Annotated in this window: 20 protein-coding genes, 2 tRNA genes and 1 pseudogene; 9 read left to right on the top strand and 14 right to left on the bottom strand. The window is 65.2% G+C overall.

What is annotated here, in order from left to right:
* The 3 genes from DI624_RS12845 to DI624_RS12835 form a co-directional block, all read left to right on the top strand.
* A partial coding sequence (locus DI624_RS12845) for a CatB-related O-acetyltransferase (protein WP_291539195.1) occupies positions 1-428 on the top strand: 428 nt, incomplete at its 5' end.
* A 143-nt stretch (positions 429-571) separates the two neighbouring features.
* Complete coding sequence (locus DI624_RS12840) at positions 572-1,507, top strand: nitroreductase family protein (RefSeq protein WP_291539193.1); 936 nt, start codon at positions 572-574, stop codon at positions 1,505-1,507.
* Between the two features lie 202 nt (positions 1,508-1,709).
* Positions 1,710-1,835 carry a hypothetical protein gene (locus DI624_RS12835; protein ID WP_291539192.1) on the top strand — a complete coding sequence of 42 codons (126 nt, stop codon included), beginning with the start codon at positions 1,710-1,712 and terminating at the stop codon, positions 1,833-1,835.
* Here the strand turns inward: DI624_RS12835 and DI624_RS12830 are convergent.
* Positions 1,832-2,721, bottom strand: a pseudogene (locus tag DI624_RS12830) (IS3 family transposase); the annotation flags it as partial. The gene DI624_RS12835 and the pseudogene DI624_RS12830 overlap by 4 nt on opposite strands.
* A 607-nt stretch (positions 2,722-3,328) precedes the next feature.
* Here DI624_RS12830 and DI624_RS12825 point away from each other — a divergent pair.
* A complete protein-coding gene (locus DI624_RS12825) occupies positions 3,329-3,643 on the top strand; it encodes a hypothetical protein (protein ID WP_291539190.1) in 315 nt (104 codons plus the stop codon).
* An 89-nt stretch (positions 3,644-3,732) separates the two neighbouring features.
* On the opposite strand, the gene DI624_RS12820 is transcribed toward DI624_RS12825, so the two are convergent.
* The 7 genes from DI624_RS12820 to DI624_RS12790 form a co-directional block, all read right to left on the bottom strand.
* A tRNA-Ser gene (locus DI624_RS12820) sits at positions 3,733-3,822 on the bottom strand.
* An 87-nt stretch (positions 3,823-3,909) separates the two neighbouring features.
* Positions 3,910-4,842, bottom strand: a complete 933-nt coding sequence (locus DI624_RS12815) for an NAD regulator (RefSeq protein ID WP_291539187.1) — start codon at positions 4,840-4,842, stop codon at positions 3,910-3,912.
* Between the two features lie 4 nt (positions 4,843-4,846).
* A complete protein-coding gene (locus DI624_RS12810; RefSeq protein ID WP_291539197.1) occupies positions 4,847-5,440 on the bottom strand; it encodes an HD family hydrolase in 594 nt (197 codons plus the stop codon).
* Positions 5,441-5,590: 150 nt separating this feature from the next.
* The gene (locus tag DI624_RS12805; RefSeq protein WP_291539184.1) at positions 5,591-6,394 is read right to left on the bottom strand and encodes a methyltransferase type 11; all 804 of its coding nucleotides are present in this window, start codon (positions 6,392-6,394) and stop codon (positions 5,591-5,593) included.
* Positions 6,395-6,465: 71 nt separating this feature from the next.
* A complete protein-coding gene (locus DI624_RS12800) occupies positions 6,466-7,326 on the bottom strand; it encodes a MoxR family ATPase (RefSeq protein ID WP_291539181.1) in 861 nt (286 codons plus the stop codon).
* A gap of 61 nt (positions 7,327-7,387) precedes the next feature.
* On the bottom strand, positions 7,388-7,582 hold the full coding sequence (locus DI624_RS12795) for a hypothetical protein (protein WP_291539179.1): 195 nt from the start codon (positions 7,580-7,582) through the stop codon (positions 7,388-7,390).
* A gap of 16 nt (positions 7,583-7,598) precedes the next feature.
* A complete protein-coding gene (locus tag DI624_RS12790) occupies positions 7,599-8,042 on the bottom strand; it encodes a hypothetical protein (RefSeq protein WP_291539176.1) in 444 nt (147 codons plus the stop codon).
* A 145-nt stretch (positions 8,043-8,187) separates the two neighbouring features.
* On the opposite strand from DI624_RS12790, the gene flbT reads away from it, so the two are divergent.
* Entirely contained in the window at positions 8,188-8,610 is a 423-nt protein-coding gene (flbT, locus tag DI624_RS12785; protein WP_291539173.1) for a flagellar biosynthesis repressor FlbT, read from the top strand.
* Complete coding sequence (gene flaF, locus DI624_RS12780; protein WP_291539170.1) at positions 8,570-8,932, top strand: flagellar biosynthesis regulator FlaF; 363 nt, start codon at positions 8,570-8,572, stop codon at positions 8,930-8,932. The genes flbT and flaF overlap by 41 nt, the downstream gene beginning before the upstream one ends.
* Positions 8,933-9,193: 261 nt before the next feature.
* Here flaF and DI624_RS12775 read toward each other — a convergent pair whose 3' ends face one another.
* From DI624_RS12775 to DI624_RS12750, 6 genes are all read right to left on the bottom strand, one after another.
* On the bottom strand, positions 9,194-9,862 hold the full coding sequence (locus DI624_RS12775; protein WP_291539168.1) for an exopolysaccharide biosynthesis protein: 669 nt from the start codon (positions 9,860-9,862) through the stop codon (positions 9,194-9,196).
* A gap of 110 nt (positions 9,863-9,972) precedes the next feature.
* Positions 9,973-11,142, bottom strand: coding sequence for an isovaleryl-CoA dehydrogenase (locus tag DI624_RS12770; protein WP_291539163.1), 1,170 nt, complete (start codon positions 11,140-11,142; stop codon positions 9,973-9,975).
* Between the two features lie 43 nt (positions 11,143-11,185).
* On the bottom strand, positions 11,186-12,235 hold the full coding sequence (locus tag DI624_RS12765; protein ID WP_291539160.1) for a lysozyme: 1,050 nt from the start codon (positions 12,233-12,235) through the stop codon (positions 11,186-11,188).
* A gap of 79 nt (positions 12,236-12,314) precedes the next feature.
* Positions 12,315-13,745, bottom strand: coding sequence for a magnesium transporter (gene mgtE / locus DI624_RS12760; protein ID WP_291539158.1), 1,431 nt, complete (start codon positions 13,743-13,745; stop codon positions 12,315-12,317).
* Positions 13,717-13,800: transfer RNA gene (locus DI624_RS12755), tRNA-Leu, on the bottom strand. The genes mgtE and DI624_RS12755 overlap by 29 nt, the downstream gene beginning before the upstream one ends.
* Positions 13,801-13,985: 185 nt before the next feature.
* A complete protein-coding gene (locus tag DI624_RS12750) occupies positions 13,986-14,237 on the bottom strand; it encodes a FliM/FliN family flagellar motor switch protein (RefSeq protein ID WP_291539155.1) in 252 nt (83 codons plus the stop codon).
* A 64-nt stretch (positions 14,238-14,301) separates the two neighbouring features.
* Here DI624_RS12750 and lipB point away from each other — a divergent pair, with 64 nt between their 5' ends.
* From lipB to msrB, 3 genes are all read left to right on the top strand, one after another.
* Complete coding sequence (gene lipB, locus DI624_RS12745) at positions 14,302-15,018, top strand: lipoyl(octanoyl) transferase LipB (RefSeq protein ID WP_291539152.1); 717 nt, start codon at positions 14,302-14,304, stop codon at positions 15,016-15,018.
* A gap of 128 nt (positions 15,019-15,146) precedes the next feature.
* Complete coding sequence (locus tag DI624_RS12740) at positions 15,147-16,631, top strand: hypothetical protein (protein ID WP_291539149.1); 1,485 nt, start codon at positions 15,147-15,149, stop codon at positions 16,629-16,631.
* 77 nt (positions 16,632-16,708) lie between these two features.
* Positions 16,709-17,203 carry a peptide-methionine (R)-S-oxide reductase MsrB gene (gene msrB / locus DI624_RS12735; RefSeq protein WP_291539147.1) on the top strand — a complete coding sequence of 165 codons (495 nt, stop codon included), beginning with the start codon at positions 16,709-16,711 and terminating at the stop codon, positions 17,201-17,203.
* Positions 17,204-17,247: the final 44 nt, after the last annotated feature.

The raw sequence follows: 17,247 nt of genomic DNA, 5'->3' as shown, positions 1-17,247 counted from the left end.
GCTTTGGAAGGTATTGCTCGATCTCAAGCACCGCGAGAGTCGTAAATCGGAATCATGACGCGGATACACTTAGTTTGACGCCATATCTTTATGATGAGGGTTATGCAGGGACATCATTGGCCGACATCCCATTTATATCCTGCAATATATCTGATGATGTGTGGATTGGGCACGGGGCTATTATCCTTCCTGGCGCCCAATCAATAGGTCGGGGCGCGATTGTTGGCGCTGGCGCCATCGTTACGAAGGACGTCGAGCCCTATACGATTGTGGCGGGTAATCCAGCGCGAGTCATACGACGCCGATTCAGTGAGGCCGTCGTTGAAAGGGTTGAAAGTCTCCGGTGGTGGGAGTGGGAGGCGGCAAGATTAGTGAAGTTTGCGACCGATCATCCAGAGCAGGTTTTTCATCTGAAGGATGATGTCTAGCGTTGCCTGCGGTCGTACTTTTGATTGCTCGATAGCATGCTAGTTTTGTAAACGGCCGTTTGTAGAAGAATTGAAATAGGGCCATACTAATGTTGCATTCTCGAAATTTTACAGATTCCCTGAGATCTATTAAGAGGGCGGTGTTGGACGGCCCTGCAATTCTGCGATTTTTCATATACGATCTAGTTGATTATGCATCGAATTCATCTGTTCTGAAAGGGGTGACGGATAGAGAGTCGCTCATCTCTGTTATTACGATTATGACTCATAATATCGAGAAGGGCCTATCGCTCCCATCTCCAAGGTTAGGCTTTGGTGCTCGTAATATCGGTCCGCTGCTAAGGAGATGTAACGAATATATTGCACTATACGGCGTTGATGACACAATCGCGCGTGCGCAAGGGGTGCTGGTTGCCTATTCGAAATTCCACAAGGCGGCCGATTATATAAACTACCCATACTCAGCGGAGATTAATCAGTTACTCAGCGTCAAATCGTCGGATGTCCGAGGTGGCCTCAAGTTGCTAATCCGGGAGGACGTTGTAAATATTGGCCGCGCCGTCCCCGCAGCGTTCTTCGAAAGCCGCTCTAGTGTCCGTGTGTTTGATCAAGCAATGGTCGCAGACGAACAGATCATTTCGGCCATCCGAGTCGCACAGAAGGCGCCAAGTGTCTGCAATCGACAATCTGGGTTCGTCTACGTAATCAAAGAGCGGGCAGATATAGATGCCGCGTTAGCGATTCAGGCCGGCGCCAACGGGTTTGCGGAAAACGTGCCAACGCTGCTCGTTATAACTACAAAGACGAAGAACTTTTTTGGCCCGGAAAGAAATCAACGATGGGTTGATGGGGGTTTGTTTGCGATGTCGTTAATCCTCGGGCTCCACCGGGAAGGATTGGCGACCTGCTGCTTGAACTGGTCAAAGCCGGGCGCGGTAGACCGAAAGTTGAAAGAGCGACTCCGCATTCCGCGCGATCGGTCCATTATTTTCCTGCTGGCAGTTGGACGTTATCCGGCACGTGTGTCCGTTGCTCAATCTGCAAAGCGGCCGCTTTCCGACATGTACGAGCTAAGGTGAGTTCGACGGAGGAGTGGGGGGCTGGAGGGGTGGAACCGTGGTTCGCTTTCTAACGGTGTTCGTGCCTTGAGTTGCAACGGTCCCGATCGCAGCTAAGGCGTACCCCTCCGGTGAAGGCCGCCTTGTTCAGGTAGGGGGATCGGCGATGCTCAGGTCATAAGACTGCTCATACGAGCGGTCATATGACTGGTCGTATGAGTGGATGAGCCAGATCACCCTTTTGACTGGCGAGCGCCGGCGCATCTTCAGCGAAGAGCAGAAGCTGGCGATCCTTGAGGAGTACGCGTCCGATCATGACCGCCTTCTGAGGGAGGTGTGGTCGGTTTAACTGGACGATGATGGACACGATGATGGTGTCCACGATCGGACGATGATGGATGAGGCGCCCCCCTCCGTTCCCTCGATCATTGTGAGAGCCCAGGGGATTGATAGCCGATCTTCTGCGCCGGCGGGGGGGTTCAGGCGCACCGCCTCCGGGGTCAGTCCCCCGTGCGCCGAGTGCGGCCTGACGTGGTTGTAGTCGATGCGCCAGCGCTCGATGACGGCGCGGGCTTCGGCCAGGGTGGCGAAGACCTCCTCGTTCAGGCACTCGTCGCGGAGCCGGCCGTTGAAGCTCTCGACGAAGCCGTTCTGCTGCGGCTTGCCCGGCGCGATGTAAGGCCAGCCGACGCCGGTACGGTTGGTCCATTCGAGGATCGCACGACTGGTCATCTCCGTCCCGTTGTCGCTCACGATCATGGCCGGACGTCCCCGCCGTGCGATCAGCCGATCCAGCTCCCGCGCCATGCGCTGGCCCCCGATCGAGGTGTCGACCACCAGAGCCAGGGCCTCACGCGTAAAGTCATCGACGATGCACAGGATGCGGAAGCGTCGCCCCCACGATAGACCGTCGGCTACGAAGTCCAGCGACCAGCGCTGGTTTGGGCCGTCCGGCAGGGCCATGGGCGCACGTGTTCCGGTAGCCCGCTTGCGGCCTCGTCGTCGTCGCACCGCCAGGCCTTCCTCCCGATAGAGCCGGAACAGCCGCTTCTTGTTCATGCTGACGCCCTCCCGCTCCAACAGGATGCCCAGGCGCCGATAGCCGAACCGGCGACGCTCGGCCGCCAGACTGCGCAGGCGCTCGCGCACCTCCGCGTCGCAACCGTCTTCGGATCGATCTGAACCAGCCCGCAGGCGCGCTTCTGGGAGAAGCCGCGCTCCGCCATCAGGCGAAGCACGGTCGCTCTGCGCGCTGCAGGGCTGTGCAGGGAGTTCGTCATGACCGCCGCTTGCGAAAAGCAGCCGTCCCAGTAGAACCCGTAACAGGTTAACCCAAATCGGGTTTTTTACAGGGGCGTTCGTGAAAGTAGCTTATGCATGTGCGGTTGGCGTCGTGACGCTCGCATTGCGCGCGGCAGCGAGAAATGATCGAGCGAGCAAAGGAGTCGGTCTCATCTGAGATGATTGATCCGACCTCGGTGGTCTTCACAGACGTGACCGCCGATATGTCGTCAGTTTGCGGGTGGGTGAACGGAAGGAACCGCTTCGGAGGCTATGCTGGCAAGCAGCGATTTGTCTGGGTTGATGGCGGAAGCATCCAGTTTGAGTCGGACGCTGATCCTGCAAAGTTCCCGGATCTCAAACCGGAGGCTGCCAATGCCGGCCTTTGCACGTTCAATGAGAGTTTTGATCAATGCAAAAGTAATGGACCGGCACTCGGTTCGACATCTGTATACTGCCACTCACCTCATCGTCAGTGAAATAACCTGCTACACAAGAAAAGGCCACAATTTACTGCAATATATGTTGTTATAGTCGCTCCATGACACACGTGGAGCGACTATGACGATCTTCAATCTAATCACGATGTTGGGTGAGCAAGTCTTCGGCATCGAGCCGATTATATGCGGTGACCAGCAGGACGCCGTCGCCTACTCGTGCGGTGTCCTGACCGAGCGGACCAAGGCTCACGCAGAGATGTATGCGAACCTCAACGTTCATTGGTCGCTGGAAGAAGGTGAGCGCTCTCTTGGCGATGCAACGGTCCCAGCCGGTCGAAAAGTTGGCACGTGGCAACTAGTATTTTCCGGTGGTCAGCCGAAGCTCGTTTGGGCCGATTACGTGGGCCGGAAACGGCTGAAGTCGAGTCAGGGGTGAGGACTTCTAAGCCTTGTGTCGCACCCCTTAAGCAAACATTTTTGCGACACGTAAGTGCGACACAAACTGCGACACATTCCCCAGGCCGGTGGCGGAGAGGGTGGGATTCGAACCCACGGTACCCTTCCAGGCACGCCGCATTTCGAGTGCGGTACATTCGACCACTCTGCCACCTCTCCGCGGCGCCGATGTCGCTTGGTCGAGCGAGGGGCTTCTCTAGTCGGAGCCGGCGCCGTTCGCAAGCGGTCTGTGAAAGAAATCCGACGCTATCGTTGGGCGGGCAGGGACAGGCCGGGCGCGGCCCCTGTCTGGGCGTCCACGCCCTTGAATCGAAACAGTTCGGCGGGTCGGCCGCCGGTCGTGGAGGACATCCGGCCGGTGGGTTCCACCAACCCCGTGCGCTCGACCCCGCGCCTGAAGTTCTGCTTGTGCAGGCTTAGGCCGGAGACAGCCTCGGCGCCAGCCTGGAGCTGCGACAGGGTGAAGACGCCGGGCGTCAGGTCGAACAGAACAGGGCGGTACTTCAGCTTGCTGCGCAGCCGGCCCAGCGCGGTGGCCAGGATGCGGCGGTGGTCCGAGGCCATCGGGCGGCCGGGCAGGGCCGGGGGCGCCGGTTGGCCGGCGTCGCGCCAGGCCTCGGGCGCCAGTCGGGCCTCGTAGAGCAGTTCATAGCGTTCCAGCACCCGCTCCTCGTCCCAGCGGTTTTCCGCCGTCAGGGCGAAGAGGCTTCGGACGCGGGTAAGGCGGGCCTCGTCCCGTCCGGCCCAGGCCTTCAGATGTTCGGCCAGGGCGGGGTCGGCGGGCTGGCGACGGTCTTCCCAGGGAAAATAGTCGAACACCGCGTCCCAGCGCGCGTCATGCACCTCGCCCTCGGCGGCGTCGGGCGTCAGGGCGAGATAGCCGACCGAAACCTCGCGCCTGCGTTCCGGCCCGGGCGTGGCGCGCGGCGAGGCGCGGCCCGCGTCGCCGAAGGTGTAGAGCTGTTCGACGAAGCCCAGTCGAAACCCGGTCTGGGCGGTCACGAAATCGCGCAAGGCGCGTTCGAACGTGCGGTCCCGCAACGGGTCGAAGGGGCCGAAGGGCAGGGCGCGCGCCCCATCCTCGGCCGGCGTGGTCAGGACGACCGCCTGGCGGGCCTTCAGCGTCATGACGACCGCCGACAGACCGATGCGAACGCCGTCCTCCGCCCCCGAGTTCATGGCGCTATTCCGTATGCCAGGCGTCGTCGGCTGGAATCAGGCCGACCGCGCCGGCCAGGACGCGGTAGCGTTCCAGATAGCGGGCTTGGGCGACCGGGGCGGGCTGGGGCTCGATCACCAGGCTGTAGCCGGCGGGCGGGCGGCCGAAAAAGCCCAGCGATTCCTTCTCTGTGAAGCCGGCCAACTGCGTCGCCTCGAAAAAGGCGCAGGCCTTGTCGGCCTTCTTGATCAGGGTCTTGATCGTCTGCGGCGTCTTGGGCGGCAGGCCGTAGCGCAGGTGGATGGCCGCCTCCAGCTTGGCTTCGAAATCCTTGTAGCCCGAGCCCAGGGCGGCCTTGAACGGCGAGATCATGTCGCCGATCACATATTCCGAGGCGTCGTGCAGCAGGGCGGCCAGGCGCCATTTCGGATCCAGGCCCGGCCTGATGTGGGCGGCGATCTCTTCGACCACGACGCTGTGCTGCGCGACCGAAAAGGCGTGTTCGCCGATCGTCTGGCCGTTCCAGCGCGCGACGCGGGCCAGGCCGTGGGCGATGTCCTCGATCTCGATGTCGAAGGGCGAAGGGTCCAGCAGGTCCAGGCGACGGCCCGACAACATACGCTGCCAGGCGCGAGGGGCGTTCTTCTTGGGGGGGCGCTCGGCCAAGGGCGTGTCCTGATCGCTTACGGGACGGTCAGGTGGCGCAAAGACGCGCCGGGATCAAGCGCCGCCGGCCGATCCGGCCGAACTATCCCCGCGCGGGCCGATTCAGCGGCCGACGTTCAGCGTGACCAGTTCGCGGGCGTCCTCGAACACCGCGCCGTCGCCGCGATCCTTGGAACGAACCACGGCGACGACGATGGGGCCGCCGGCGGGGCCGCGCGCCTCGAACCCGACCCGGCGCCATCCGGCGTCGGCGGGCTGGTCGTCGGACAGGATGTAGGTCATGCGCGTGGCCGCGCCGGGCGCGCGGGTGCGGACGCGCGTGGACTTGTCGTTGGAGTCCACGCTGACGGTCGAGGTTTCGGTGCGGGTGTTCTGGCCGTCCTTGGACTGGATGTTGATGCCGCCGATGCGGACGCTGGCGTTGTCGCCCTGGGTCTCGATCCGCAGGCCGGGCAGGCGGACCGAGGCGTCGTCGCCGCGGGTCTGGATGTTGACGCCCGGCGCCTGGACCGAGGCGGTCTCCTCGCCGTTGACGGCGGCGGCCGCGGCGGCCTGGGCCGTCGGCGTGGGGGCCAGACGAGCGGATGTCTGGGGCAGGTCGGCGCTGACGCGGGCCTCGAAATCGCGCAGCACGTCGTCCGGGGACCGGCCTTCCAGCCGGACCAGGTGCAGGACTACGTCCGACCCCTTCGGCCCGCCATAGACGCAGTTGGCGCCGCCCGCCGCCGCCAGACCCTTGCGGGTCAGGACGCCCAGGACCTCCGGGCATTGGAGGGTGTCGACCACCTTCAGCACGCCCGCCTCCGCGCCGTCGCTGGACTGGGTCGTGGTGATCCGCACCGAGTTCTCCCCGTCGCAGCCCGACAGGCCGGCCGCCAGAGCAAGGCAAATCAGGACATGACGCATGGTCGAACCTTTCTTGGCGCCTATTCTGCGCGCCGTGCGCGGCCGTTCCAGTGAAATCGCGGTAAGGCGGCTCAACCGCCGGGACGCGCGCCTTCGCGGCGGTTCAGGAAGGCCAGACGCTCGAACAGATGCACATCCTGTTCGTTCTTCAGCAGGGCGCCGTGCAGGGGCGGGATCAGGCGATTGGGCGTCTTCTCGCGCAGGGTCTCGGCGTCGATGTCCTCGACCAGCAGCAGCTTCAGCCAATCCAGCAGTTCGGATGTCGACGGCTTTTTCTTCAGGCCCGCCGTTTCGCGGATCTCATAGAAGGTCTTCAGCGCCTCGGAGACCAGGCGCGGCTTGATGCCGGGGAAGTGGACATCGACGATGGCCGAAAGGGTCTCGGCGTCCGGGAAGCGAATGAAGTGGAAGAAGCAGCGACGCAGGAAGGCGTCGGGCAGCTCCTTTTCGTTGTTGGAGGTGATGATGACGATGGGGCGCACCTCGGCGCGGATCGTCTCGTCGGTTTCCTGGACGTAGAATTCCATCCGATCCAGTTCCTGAAGAAGATCGTTCGGGAATTCGATGTCGGCCTTGTCGATCTCGTCGATCAGCAGGACAGGGCGGACCGGGGAGGTGAAGGCTTCCCACAGCTTGCCCTTCTTTAGATAGTTGCGGACGTCGTGGACTCTTTCCTCGCCCAGCTGGCTGTCGCGCAGGCGGCTGACGGCGTCGTATTCATAGAGGCCGTTGTGCGCCTTGGTCGTGGACTTGACGTGCCAGGTGATCAGCGGAGCGCCGAAAGCCTTGGCGATCTCATAGGCCAGCACCGTCTTGCCCGTGCCCGGTTCGCCCTTGATCAGCAGGGGACGCTCCAGGGCGACGGCGGCGTTGACGGCCACCTTCAGATCGTCGGTGGCGATATAACGGTCGGTGCCTTCGAAACGGCTCATGAAAAACCCACTCCGTGTTTCCACGGAGTGGGTAGCGTATCGCCATCGACGTGAACAGCGATCAGGTGATGCGCTTGGCCGAGACCGGGTCGCTGGCAGGGAAGGTTTCCTCCAGCCCTTCGTCGACCAGGGCTTCCTGGCGGCTTTCCGCCTTGTCGATCTTCTCAAGTTGATCGGGCTTGGCATCGTCGGTTTCGACGCGCTTGGCGTGCGGGGCGTCCGAAAGGGCGTCGCTGCGGGCTTTCTCGTGGTCCATTATCTTGTCCTCGGTGTTATCGGGCGGGGCTGTCCTGATCGCCGTCGGGGCCGTAGCCCAGGTCGGAGATGTCGTCGTCAGACAGGCGTTTGGCTTCCCAATGGGCGGCGCTGGCCTGGGCGCCGCGTTCGTTCTCCATCAGGCCGGAATAGACCAGTTCCACCTCGTCGGGGGCGGGGGCCGGTTCGCCGTCGGCGTCCAGCTGGCTGCGGGTCTCGCCATCCACGCCCAGCAGGGCGTCGGCCTCGCGCTCGATCCCATCCAGCGCCAACTGGTCGTCCAGGTCGATCTCGGCGTCGGGATCGAAATCCTCGTCGTCGGCGTCGCCTTCGGCCTGGGTGACGTCCAGAACCTGATCGGCTTCGTCCAGAAGGATGTCGCCTTCGCCCTCGTCGTCCAGATGGGTCTCGTCGAAGGTCTCCGACTGTTCCTGATCGTCCTGATAATCGTTGTCCGGCATGGTCGCCTCCTCTGTGAGGGGCAAACGCAGCGGCGCCGATAGGCGTTCCAGCCCCGGCGGCGGACAAGGGATGGTTAACCGATGGCGGGTAGGGTCGGGCCTCATCAAGCGTGTCCGCGGGACGCCGTCTGGAGTTCGGTCCTCAATGGCCCTGAAGCTGTCGCTGAAACCCGGCGAGAAATTCGTCCTGAATGGCGCGGTGGTCCAGAACGGCGACCGGCGCGGCGTGCTGATCCTGCAGAACCGCGCCAGCGTCCTGCGGGAAAAGGACATCATGCAGGCCGAGGACGTCACCACGCCGGCGCGCCGCATCTATTTCCCGATCATGATGATGTATCTGGACGAGAGCGGGGCGGCGAAATTCTACGACGAACTGGCGCTGAGGATCACCGAATTCATGGGCGCGACCCAGAACCCGGAGATCCTGGCCGAATGTGTCGCGGCGTCGCGTCACGTGCTGGCGCGCGAATACTACAAGGCCCTGATGTCGGCGCGTAAGATTGTCGAATACGAAGAGAGAGTGCTGAATGTCGCTTCAGGCCTACACAGCGGCGACGGCCAGGGCTGAGAGCCCGCGCGACCTGGAGTACCGGTTGTTCGGTCAGGTCACGCGCGCTCTGGTTCACGCCTCCACGCTCGATCCGTCCGAACTCGGCGCCCGTATCGACGCCCTGGATTGGAACCGCCGGCTGTGGTCGACCCTGGCGGGCGACTGCAGCGACCCGGCCAATGCGCTGTCCAATCCCGTGCGGGCCCAGATCATTTCGCTGAGTCTGTTCGTCAATCGCCACTCCTCGGCGGTGATGCGCGGAGAGGAGACGTTCCAGGACCTGATCGACATCAACCGCATGATGATGCAGGGCCTGTCGGGCGGCGCGCAGGCGGCCTGAAGCCGCCGACTTCACGAATGCGCGAAGCCTATTGGCGCAAAGCCTTGAGGCGTCTTAGATTCGACCTCCCTGTTCAACAGTCGAAAGGAGGTGATCCAGTGTCTCATTGTCATCCATCGCGAGCGACGGCCGCGACCCTGGGCCTCGGGAAGGTCCTGGTCTGATCCTTTCAGACTGAGTTGCGTCCGGGCCGTTTCGCGGTCAGGCAATGAAGGGTCGCCGCGGAAGCGCGGCGGCCCTTTTGCATAGGCGCCGGGGCGATCAGTGGATGATGCGAGCCAGCCAGTTGGCCGCGTGATGCGCGACCTCCATCACCGTGCGCCAGATCAGAAACAGATAAAGACCGCAGGCGCCGGTGAACATCGCGCCCAGCAGGATTGCGACCCCGTCGCGCTGCATCATGCCCAAGGCGAAGAACACCAGGGCGATGCCGGGCAAGGCGTCGCCGAACGGGATGGGCAGGGCCATCACCATGGCCAGCAGGACGCAGATCAGGCCGGTGACGACATCGGCCGCTTCCCCCGTCAGAAACGGAATGCGGGGCCGCGTCAGGTTTTCGACATAGCGCACCACCTTCATGATCTTCGACACGCCGGCGCGATAGGCCGGGCGGCTGATCGAGGCGTTCAGGGCCCAGCGCGGCAACCAGATGGAGTCGCGCTGGAAGGCCAGCTCCAGCGACATCAGGATGATCGGTACGGCGAACACCGCCTTGCCGCCCGGCGGCCAGGGCAGCAGCGCCAGCATGGACAGGATCAGGATCATGGCCCCGAACCCGCGCTCGCCGAAAGCGTCGACAAGTTCTTCCAGCCTCAGCTTGGGATCGGAGCTTTCGCCGATTTCCTCGATGACGTCGGAGAAGCGTCTCAGGTCTCTCTGATTGTCGTGCGGGGGCATCAGGAACGGCGCTCGGCTGGGGGTTCGAGCCATCTAGGCGAGCAACGGCTTAACCGCCACTTACAGATCGGCAACGCCGCCCAATAATCGCGAAATACGACTATTTTTCCGCGGGGCGCTCCAGGCCCGGCTCGGCCCCAACCTCAGCTTCCCAGCAGTTCCCGGCCGATCAGGAAGCGGCGGATCTCGTTGGTGCCGGCGCCGATGTCATACAGCTTGGCGTCGCGCACCAGCCGTTCGACCGGCCATTCCCTGGTGTAGCCGGCGCCGCCCAGGGCCTGGACGGCCTCCAGCGTCACCTTCACCGCGTTCTCCGAGGCCAGCAGGATGGCGCCCGCGGCGTCGTAGCGGGTGGTCAGGCCGGCGTCGCAGGCGCGGGCGACCGAATAGACATAGGCGCGGGCGCTGTTCAGGGCGACATACATATCGGCCACCTTGCCCTGCATCAGCTGGAACGAGCCGATCGGCTTGCCGAACTGCTTCCGGTCGCGGACGTAGGGCAGAACCACGTCCAGCGCGGCCTGCATGATGCCCAGGGGACCGGCCGAAAGCACGGCGCGTTCATAGTCCAGCCCGCTCATCAGCACGCCCGCGCCGCCGCCCAGCGGACCCATGACGTTCTCTTCCGGCACTTCGCAGTCCTCGAACACCAGTTCGGCGGTGTCCGAGCCGCGCATTCCCATCTTGTCCAGCTTCTTGGAGACGCTGAACCCCTTCATGCCCTTCTCGACCAGGAAGGCGGTGCAGCCGCGCGATCCGGCCTCGGGGTCGGTCTTGGCGTAGACGACCAGGGTGTCCGCGTGGGGGGCGTTGGTGATCCAGAACTTGGTCCCGTTCAGGACGTAGCGGTCGCCCTTCTTGTCGGCGCGGGTGCGCATCGACATCACGTCCGATCCCGATCCGGCCTCGGACATGGCCAGGGAGCCGACATGCTCGCCCGAGATCAGCTTGGGCAGATATTTCCGCTTCTGGTCTTCGGAGCCCCAGCGACGGATCTGGTTGACGCAGAGGTTGGAGTGGGCCCCGTAGCTGAGGCCGATGGAGGCGGAGGCGCGGCTGACCTCTTCCATCGCCACGACGTGCTCAAGATAGCCCAGGCCCAGGCCGCCGTACTCTTCCTCGACGGTGACGCCGTGCAGGCCCAGGTCGCCCATCTCGGGCCAGAGGTCGCGGCGGAATTCGTTCTTCTCGTCGATCTCCGCGGCCAAGGGGGCCAGGCGATCGGCGGCCCAGCGGGCCGTCGTGTCGCGAATGGCGTCGGCGTTTTCGCCAAGGCCGAATTCCATGGATTGGGGCGCGAAGGGGATGCTCATGCGCGAGGGGTTAGCATCGCGCACAGGTCCTCGCCAAGCGTCGTCAGTCGTGGCCGGGACGGCCCCAGCGACGGTAGAGGTTGTAGACCGACACCGCGATGCAGGCGACCGCGATCAGGGCCAGGACCCAGGCGACCGTCGCCGTATCGCCGCTGCGCGTCGTCGCGGCGCGCTGAAAGGCGGCGGCGGCGACGCCCAGCGACACCATGCCCAGCGCGCCCATGGCGAGGAATGTCACCAGTTCGCCCAGGCCCGCGCGCCGCGACGCCTTGGCCCGCGCCACGACCTCGCGCACGCCCAGGGCCTGGTCCGGCGGGGTGAAATCGGGATCGAGCGCCGTCAGAACGGGATCGGCGGAAGGCGAGGCCGCCGGCTTCGCAGCGAGGTCCGGCGCGGTCAGGACGACGCTGGACGTCTCCGCGAACGCGGCCTTGGAGGCTTCGGTCGGCGCTGCGGCCAGGGGATCGTGGACGTCGTTCGCCGCGACGATAGGCGCGTCGGCGCCGACGGCTTCGGCCGACTGGGCGGGGAAGGGGGCCACCGCCTCCTCCAATGCGCCGCCGACCGCCGGCAGGACGGCTTCGTCTGTCTCGAATGGAGACGGCAAGGGCGCGGCCAGCAGGGCGGCCAGGGTTACGGGCGCGCCGGGCGCGGCGTTGAACAGGGCGTGTTCGGCGCACCGGCGGCGGGTCGGCTTCTCCGCGGCGCCGTCGTCGGCCCAGGCGCTGAGGGCGGCGGCGGCCTGGCGGGGCGCTCCTGCGTTCAACCGGGCCACCACGTCGGAGACGGCGAACCGCTCGGCCCCGATAGAGAAGGCGAAACTGGCCAGGGCGTCGAACTGGTGCTGGTTCAGCGGAACCTTGACGTGTTCGCCGACGGCCTTGACCACCGGCAGCAGGTCGTACTGCATCAACAGTTCGGCCTCGGCTTCCGACACCGCCGCGCCCTCGCGCGCGGAGCGGGTGTGGCCATAGCCGATGACCCAGCGGCCGTCGCCACGCTGCGTCGCGCGGGGGCGGAACCCTTCGAAGCTCTTGATCAGAAGGACGCCCTCGCGGGAGACCCTGGTCGGTTTGGCTAGGACGTCGGACACGGTTGACCCAATTAAAGACAGACGCGGGGCGCTTGCGTCGTGCCCAGCAAGGGCCGCGCCGGGCACCTGGCGCGCGGGTCTAAAGCAGAACCAGTGTGGCCAGACCAAGGAAGATCAGAAAGCCGAAGAAGTCGGTGGTCGCCGTGACGAATACGGCGGACGAGACGGCCGGGTCGAACTTCAGCTTGGACAGGGTCAGGGGCGTCAGAACGCCGATGCAGGCCGCGACCAGAAGGTTCAGGATCATGGCGGCGCCGATAACCAGGCCGATCTTCCAGTTCTCGTCGCGAAACCAGAAACCGGCGGCCACGCCGATCAGGGGCGCCAGGATCAGCCCGTTGGCCATGCCGACCAGCAGTTCGCGCAAGAAGGTGCGGGTGGCGTTGGCCGAGTTCAGCTCGCGCGTGGCCAACGCCCGCACCGTGACCGTCAGGGCCTGGGTGCCGGCGTTGCCGCCGATGGCGGAGACGATGGGCATGAGCACCGCCAGGGCGACGATCTGCTGGATGGTGCCTTCGAACAGGCCGATGACGCTGGCCCCCAGGGCCGCCGTCGCCAGATTGATCGCCAGCCAAGGCACGCGGCCGCGCACGATCTCCGCGACCGAAGACCCCCGGTCCTCGTCGGCGACGCCGGCCAGGCGCAGGATGTCCTCGCGGTTTTCCTCCTGGATGATGTTGACGATGTCGTCGACGGTGATCTGGCCGACAAGGCGACCGCCCGCATCCACCACGGGCGCCGAGATCAGGTGGTATTTCTCGAAGATGTAGGCGACCTCTTCCTGGTCCTGGTCGACGGCGATCTCGTTCACCGGCTCCATCAGGTCTGTCAGCCTGGCGCTGCGCGCCGCGCGCAGAAGGGCGCTGATGGCCACGCCGCCGACCGGGCGGTTGACCGGATCGACCACATAGATGTCGAAGAACAGTTCGGGCAGGTCGTCGCCCTGTTTGCGGATGTGGTCGATGGTGTCGCCCACGCTCCAGAACTGGGGCGCGGCCATCACCTCGCGCTGCATCAAACGGCCGGCGGACTCCTCGGCGTAGCCCAGGCTGCTTTCGATGGCGGCCCGCTCGACCTCGGGCATGGCGGCCAGGACGCGCTCGCGCTGATCGTCCTCCAGGTCTTCCACGACGGCGGCGGCGTCGTCGGAATCCAGTTCCTGAAGCGCTTCGGCCAGGGTCCCGTGCGGCACTCGCTCCAGAACCTCCTCGCGGATGCCGTCGTCCAATTCGGGCAGGGTCTCGGCCAGCAGTTCCGGCGGCAGCCACAGCACGACGACGGCCCGGTGTTCGGCCGTCAGAAAGCCCATCAGGTCGGCCACGTCGGCCGGGTGCAGATCCTCCAGCAGCGAACGCAGCCGCATTCCGTCGCCATCGTCGGCGGCGTCCACGACCTTCTCGACGAAGGCGGGGGTGAGGACATAGTCTTCGTCCAGGGCTGCGTGGTCTTCGTTGTCAGGCGCTTCGGCTGGCGCGAAGGCGTGGTCCGTGGAGAAGACTCGAACTTCCACGGGTTGCCCCACAGCGACCTCAACGCTGCGCGTCTACCAATTCCGCCACGACCGCTCGCATCGGAGCGGCGGCGAATAGACGAAGCCGTCGGAAAAGGAAAGGGGCGAAGTGAGCGGCGTGTGGCGTGTAGTCAGTGGCGAGCGGGTCGGGCGATTTCAGCGACGGTGATCTGACGCCCGGCGTGGAAAGGCGGGGCGCATTCGCTCGCCACTCGCCGCTAATCACTCTTCACTGGCTAATCAGGCGGCCCCGGCCATGAAGTCATAGACGTCTGCCTGGCGGGTCACGGTGATGGCGATGCGATCCTCGCGGATCTCGATCTCTCCGCGCGCCACCGGATAGTTGTTGGCCAGGATCCACACCTCGTCGCCCTCGGCCACGTCCAGCGGAATCACCGCGCCGCGACCCATGCGCAGCAGTTGGGACATCGGCAGCACCGAACGCCCCAGCACGACTGAGATTTCGACATCGACGGCGTTGATCTGGGACACGGAGACTCTCGTTCGCGACGAGGCGTCCCTTGCGAAAACGCCTTGGCGCCCACATTGAAGCGTCATGCTTGCCGAGCCGTTAAGCCCGTCCATTCAGAAACTGCGTCTCGACGACGGCCGCCCCGTCGAATGGGCGGTGTCGCAGAGTTATGTCGACTACGCCGCCGCCGAGGCCTTCATGGAGGCGCGGGTCGCCGAGATCGCGGCGGGAGAAGCGGCCGAGATGGTCTGGCTGCTGGAACATCCGCCCCTTTACACCGCAGGCGTCTCGGCCAAGGACGAGGACCTGCTGGACGCCGACCGCTTCCCCGTTCATCGCACGGGGAGGGGCGGGCAGTTCACCTATCACGGGCCGGGCCAGAGGGTGGCCTATGTGATGCTGGACATGAACCGGCGAGGCAGGGACGTGCGCTGTTTCGTGCGGGGCCTGGAGCTGTGGCTGATCGGCGCCCTGGGCGATTTCGGCGTGGCGGCCGACGTTCGTCCCGGCCGCGTCGGCGTGTGGGTGGAGCGCAAGGGTCCGGGCTGGTCGCGCGAGGACAAGATCGCGGCCATCGGCGTCAAGGTGCGCAAGTGGGTCAGCTTCCACGGGATCAGCCTGAACGTCGAACCGAACCTGGAGCATTTCGGCGGCATCGTGCCGTGCGGCATCCAGGAACATGGCGTGACCAGCCTGGTCGATCTGGGCGTCCTGGCGACGCTGGACGAGGCCGATGCGGCGCTGCGGCGCAGTTTCGTGGGATTGTTCGGCCCCGTCGCGCCGGCCGAGGCGCCGCTCTGAACTCGCGCGCATCGTCGCATGTCGGGGGACAATGGGGCGAAATCCGGTCCACCGGGCTTGGCAAGCGCGGGACGCATGAGGTTTAACGCTGGCCGAGCGTTTACCTTCGAGAAGACTGCGAGGACTCCATGAACCGCATGATCGCCGCCGCATCGGCCGCCGTTCTGTCGCTGACCGTCGCCGCCGGCGCGGCCGTGGCCCAGGATTTCCGCGCGCTGGCCCAGCAGGATCTTCAGGCCGCCCACGACGCCCTGGCCGCGAACCATCCCGCCGCCGTGATTCCAGGCGCGCCCAGCCAGGCTTTCCGCAACTGGATCGACGCCGGTCTGGCCGAGGCGAAGGGCAAGGTCGGACAGGTCAACAGCGGCGACAGCCACGCCTATCTGATGCGCTACTACGCCAACGGCTTTCGCGATTCGAACATCGCCATCCGCCCGACATATGAAGGTCTTGGGCCGTTCTACGCCACCAGCTGGCCGGGCGTGACCACGGCCTGGCGCAACGGCGAATATGTCGTCTCCTACGCCAAGCCGGGCGTGCGAAACCTGCCTCCTGTCGGTTCGACCCTGGTCAAGTGCGGCGACAGGACCGCCGCCCAGTTGGCCGAAGAACGGCTGGATCGCTGGGAAGGCGACTTGACCACCGAGGCCGGCCGCGTCCGCACAGCCCCCTATCTGCTGTGGAACCGCAACAACCCCTTCACCGGCGGCGTGCCCTCGCTGTGCACCTTCAAGGTCGGCCGCCGCGACCGCGATTTCCAGATGCAGCCCCAGCCGGCCGACGCCGCCAGCCTGGAGGCCGCCTATCGCGCCACCGTCTACATGCCCGGCCCCAATCCGCTGTCGGTCGAGACGGTGGACGGCCGCCCGTGGATCAATGTCCACACCCTGGGCGACGATGCGGACTGGGACGCCTTCTTCGCCGCTGTCGAGGGTCAGTTGCCGGCTATTCGCGGAACGCAGGGTCTGGTCATCGACCTGCGCGGGGCGAACGGGGCGTCGCTGAACGCCACCGGGCGCGGCTATGGCTTGGCCAACCGCATCTGGACGCCCGAGTTCACCGTCAGCCGCCAGCCCGAGGCCGGCTCCATCACCTACCGCGCCACCCCCGCCAATCGTCAGTGGTTCGTCGACACCCTGGCCCGCATGCAGGCCGATCCGCGCTTCGTCGCGGAATCGGGTCCGGTGATCGAACAAACCCAGGCCATCGTCGCCGCCTTCGATTCCGCCCTGGCCGCAAATCAGGCCACCTTCACCCTGCCGGGGCGCCCGTCCGTGCCGGATACAGGCGCGCCCAATCCGGTCGCGGGGCCGGTGGTCGTCCTGGTGGACGGCGGTTGCACCAGCGGCTGCCTGGACACGCTGGACCTGTTGACGCGCCTGCCGAACGTGCGCCTGGCCGGTTCGGTCACGGCCGAGGATTCGATCTTCATCGAGCCGACCGTGCTGCGCCTGCCGTCGAACTACGCCGAACTGAGCTATGGCCATAAGGCCTGGACCACGCGCCAGCGCGGCAACGACGCGCCATTCGCCCCGGCGCAGGGCCTGGCCTATACCGGCGACGCGACCGACGAAGCCGCTGTTCGCGCCTGGGTCGGCGGGCTGTTCCAGTAGGCCGTCGCGGCGCGACGGCAGCCGAAGGGGGCGGGCAGGGGGTGGAACCTCGGCCCGCCCCTTCCCATTTGCAGGCCATGACCGATCTCGCCCCCCACGCCGACAGCCTGCGCTCGCCCTCCGGCTATGATCTGACGCCGCCCGACGCCCAGGAGCGGGCGCGTCTGGAGGCGGACCTGAACCCCGAAGAAAGGCGCGTCCTGCTGTCGCACGGCACCGAGGCGCCCTTTTGCGGAACCCTGTTGGGGGAGAAGCGCGCGGGCGTTTTCTGTTGCCGCGAATGCGGCTTGCCCCTGTTCCGCAGCCGCGCCAAGTTCGAAAGCGGCACGGGCTGGCCAAGTTTCACCGAGCCGGTGGACGCCGCCCACATCCATCAGGTCCGCGACACCAGCTATGGCATGGTCCGCATCGAGACCCGGTGCGCCCGGTGCGGCAGCCACCAGGGCCACGTCTTCCCCGACGGCCCGCCGCCGACGGGCGATCGCTACTGCATCAACTCCGTGGCGCTGTCTTTCATCGTGGAAGGGGACCCGTTGCCGGACCCGCTGGGGCGCGGCGATGGAAACGCCTGACCATCGCCTTATTCGCCGTGCTAGGATGATGTCGAAGGGAGAGG

This window comes from Brevundimonas sp. (assembly GCF_003248455.1).
Lineage (GTDB): Bacteria > Pseudomonadota > Alphaproteobacteria > Caulobacterales > Caulobacteraceae > Brevundimonas.
Note: the sequence above shows the minus strand (reverse complement) of the source record. Positions and strands in the feature narration are given on the sequence as shown.

Bases quoted from the DNA above. Each gene is read 5' to 3' on its own strand.
- DI624_RS12790 (WP_291539176.1), bottom strand. From the start codon at position 8,042: ATGCCGGACAACGATTATCAGGACGATCAGGAACAGTCGGAGACCTTC.
- flbT (WP_291539173.1), top strand. From the start codon at position 8,188: ATGGCCCTGAAGCTGTCGCTGAAACCCGGCGAGAAATTCGTCCTGAAT.
- DI624_RS12815 (WP_291539187.1), bottom strand. From the start codon at position 4,842: ATGAACTCGGGGGCGGAGGACGGCGTTCGCATCGGTCTGTCGGCGGTC.
- msrB (WP_291539147.1), top strand. From the start codon at position 16,709: ATGACCGATCTCGCCCCCCACGCCGACAGCCTGCGCTCGCCCTCCGGC.
- DI624_RS12835 (WP_291539192.1), top strand. From the start codon at position 1,710: ATGAGCCAGATCACCCTTTTGACTGGCGAGCGCCGGCGCATCTTCAGC.
- DI624_RS12770 (WP_291539163.1), bottom strand. From the start codon at position 11,142: ATGAGCATCCCCTTCGCGCCCCAATCCATGGAATTCGGCCTTGGCGAA.
- DI624_RS12805 (WP_291539184.1), bottom strand. From the start codon at position 6,394: ATGCGTCATGTCCTGATTTGCCTTGCTCTGGCGGCCGGCCTGTCGGGC.
- DI624_RS12775 (WP_291539168.1), bottom strand. From the start codon at position 9,862: ATGGCTCGAACCCCCAGCCGAGCGCCGTTCCTGATGCCCCCGCACGAC.
- flaF (WP_291539170.1), top strand. From the start codon at position 8,570: ATGTCGCTTCAGGCCTACACAGCGGCGACGGCCAGGGCTGAGAGCCCG.
- DI624_RS12810 (WP_291539197.1), bottom strand. From the start codon at position 5,440: ATGTTGTCGGGCCGTCGCCTGGACCTGCTGGACCCTTCGCCCTTCGAC.
- DI624_RS12825 (WP_291539190.1), top strand. From the start codon at position 3,329: ATGACGATCTTCAATCTAATCACGATGTTGGGTGAGCAAGTCTTCGGC.
- DI624_RS12740 (WP_291539149.1), top strand. From the start codon at position 15,147: ATGAACCGCATGATCGCCGCCGCATCGGCCGCCGTTCTGTCGCTGACC.
- DI624_RS12800 (WP_291539181.1), bottom strand. From the start codon at position 7,326: ATGAGCCGTTTCGAAGGCACCGACCGTTATATCGCCACCGACGATCTG.
- DI624_RS12795 (WP_291539179.1), bottom strand. From the start codon at position 7,582: ATGGACCACGAGAAAGCCCGCAGCGACGCCCTTTCGGACGCCCCGCAC.
- lipB (WP_291539152.1), top strand. From the start codon at position 14,302: ATGCTTGCCGAGCCGTTAAGCCCGTCCATTCAGAAACTGCGTCTCGAC.